The organism is bacterium (assembly GCA_021372775.1).
Lineage (GTDB): Bacteria > Acidobacteriota > Polarisedimenticolia > J045 > J045 > JAJFTU01.
Map to the genome: position 1 here is coordinate 1 of JAJFTU010000267.1, position 2,087 is coordinate 2,087.

The following is a 2,087-nucleotide window of genomic DNA, read 5'->3' on the forward strand; positions in this document are numbered from 1 at the left end:
CAGGATCTCCTCGACCGACACTTCGTCGCGCGGCCCCGGCCCGTCCTTGAACAGCCGCCCGCACCCTTGGTCCACGACGAGCGGCCGGCCCGCGCGCCGCGCCAGCGCGGAGAGCTCCGCGACGCCGACCTCGGCGGTGAAGCCGACGACGCGATAGTTGCTCGGCCAGACCTTGAGGATCGTCGCCGTCGCCGAGACGATCGCCCGCTCGTAGTCGGCGAGGTGCGTGCGGTTGGTCGTCCCGACCTCGCAGAGCCGGGCCCCCGAGCGTTCGAGGATCTCCGGCACGCGGAACGAACCGCCGATCTCCACCAGCTCGCCGCGGGAGACCACGACCTCTCGTCCGAGCGCCAGCGTGTTCAGCGCGAGGAGCAGCGCCGCGGCGTTGTTGTTGACGACGAGCGCGGCGCGCCGCGGAAAGACGAGCGTCAGCAGGTCGTCCACGTGGGCGTGGCGGCTGCCGCGCATCCCGCGGTCGAGGTCGAACTCGAGGTCCGAGTAGCCGCGCGCCGCGGCGGCGACGGCGAGGAGCGCGTCGTCTCCCAGCGGGGAGCGCCCGAGGTTGGTGTGCACGACGACGCCGGCGGCGTTGACGACGCGGCGCGGGCGAGGCCGCTCGAGCGCGGCGAGCCCCGCGGCGACCGCGGCCGCGAGGTCGTCCTCCGCCGGCGGCTCGGCGCCCCGCGCGAGCGAGCCGCGGGCCCGCTCGAGTTCGGCGCGCACGACCGCGACCACGGCGCGGCGGGACCACCCGCGCGCCGCGGCGACGACGGCGGGATGCCCGAGCAGCCGTTCCACGGCCGGCAACGAACGGCGACGATCCGACTCGGACAATGGCTTCTCCTCTCGCTTCGGGTACATTGTCGCAGAGCGGGGGCTGGCGGGGCGCCCCCCGCGGAACCTACTCTTGCGGGGGATACCTCACCTTGGCCGACACCCTGTTCACCCCCACCGAGGTCACGGCGGACCTCCACCTGCTGGAGAAGACCCTTCACCAGTTGGGGGTGGACTATGAACTTTTCTTCGCCGCCCGCGCGGACGGCAAGCTGAACATCCCCGCGCCGTTCCGGCGGCTGGCCGAGGTCGAGGCGATCATCCGCCACTACCTCAAGAACCCGCCGCACCGCACGGCCGAGCGGTTCCGCTTCAACACGCTCGTCCACCGCTTCCACACCAGCATGGAGCGCTGGAGCCGCCGCCTGCGGCAGGTCGAGGAACGCGGCGGGCGGGTCGCCGCGCGGCGCCGGCGCGAAGCGGCGGAAGAGGTCGATCCGAACAAGCCGCAGGTGCTGGCCCAGGTGCGGGCGGTCGGCGGCGCGGCGACCGGCGGGCAGGTGCGCGACCTCTTCGTCGCCTTCCGCACGGCCCGCAAGGCGCGCGGCCTCGCCGTGCACGAGCTCGAGTACGCCCACTTCGCCGAGCAGCTTTCCCGGCAGCTCGACGTCGCGCGCGAGCGCGGCCCGGGGCGCGACGTGGAGTTGCAGGTGAGCGAGGTCGGTGGCAAGGTGCGGATCGCGGTCCGTCTCGCGGCGGCGGCGCAGGCGCCGACGCCGGTCGAGGCCAAGAGCTGACCGTCCCGGAGGCGTCGTGCGCCGCGTCCGCTCCCTCGTCGCGCTGGTTTCCGTTCTGCTGACCATCCCCGCCCTCGCGGCGAAGGACAAGCCGGTCTTCGCGCTCGAGAGCGACGTGATCGCCGCGCGTCCGGAAGTCGCCGCGGCGCTGAAGGCCGCCTCGGCCGCCCCCGAGGAAGCCGCCCCGTGGCGCGCCCTTGGGCGGGCCCTCGCCGCGCAGGGCGCCTACGACGACGCCGCGCGCGCCTTCCGCCGCGCCGCGAAGGCCGCGCCGAAGATCGCCGGCGTCTGGGCCGACCTCGGGGCGACGTACGTGCGGGCCGGCGACCCGCGGAGCGCGCTTCAGCCTCTGCGCCGCGCGGTGAAGCTCGAGCCGTACCTCGCGGTCGCGCACTATTCGCTGGGGCTCGCCCATCAGGCGCTCGGCCGCTACGACGACGCGCTCGACGAGTTCGAGATCGCGGTGACGATCGACCCGACGCTCGGCGACGCGAGGACGAACCCCGACGTCGTCGG

3 protein-coding genes are annotated in these 2,087 nt (G+C 74.5%); 2 read left to right on the plus strand and 1 reads right to left on the minus strand.

Annotated features, from left to right (window positions below; all coding sequences use genetic code 11):
* Window positions 1–861: L-seryl-tRNA(Sec) selenium transferase (selA, locus tag LLG88_09395; protein ID MCE5247116.1), on the minus strand; the 861-nt coding region annotated here is incomplete at its 3' end.
* Between the two features lie 65 nt (window positions 862–926).
* Here selA and LLG88_09400 point away from each other — a divergent pair.
* Window positions 927–1,571 (plus strand): hypothetical protein, encoded by a 645-nt coding sequence (locus LLG88_09400; protein ID MCE5247117.1) that lies wholly within the window; start codon window positions 927–929, stop codon window positions 1,569–1,571.
* Between the two features lie 16 nt (window positions 1,572–1,587).
* Window positions 1,588–2,087 (plus strand): tetratricopeptide repeat protein (locus LLG88_09405; GenBank protein ID MCE5247118.1); only part of this gene is annotated, 500 nt, incomplete at its 3' end.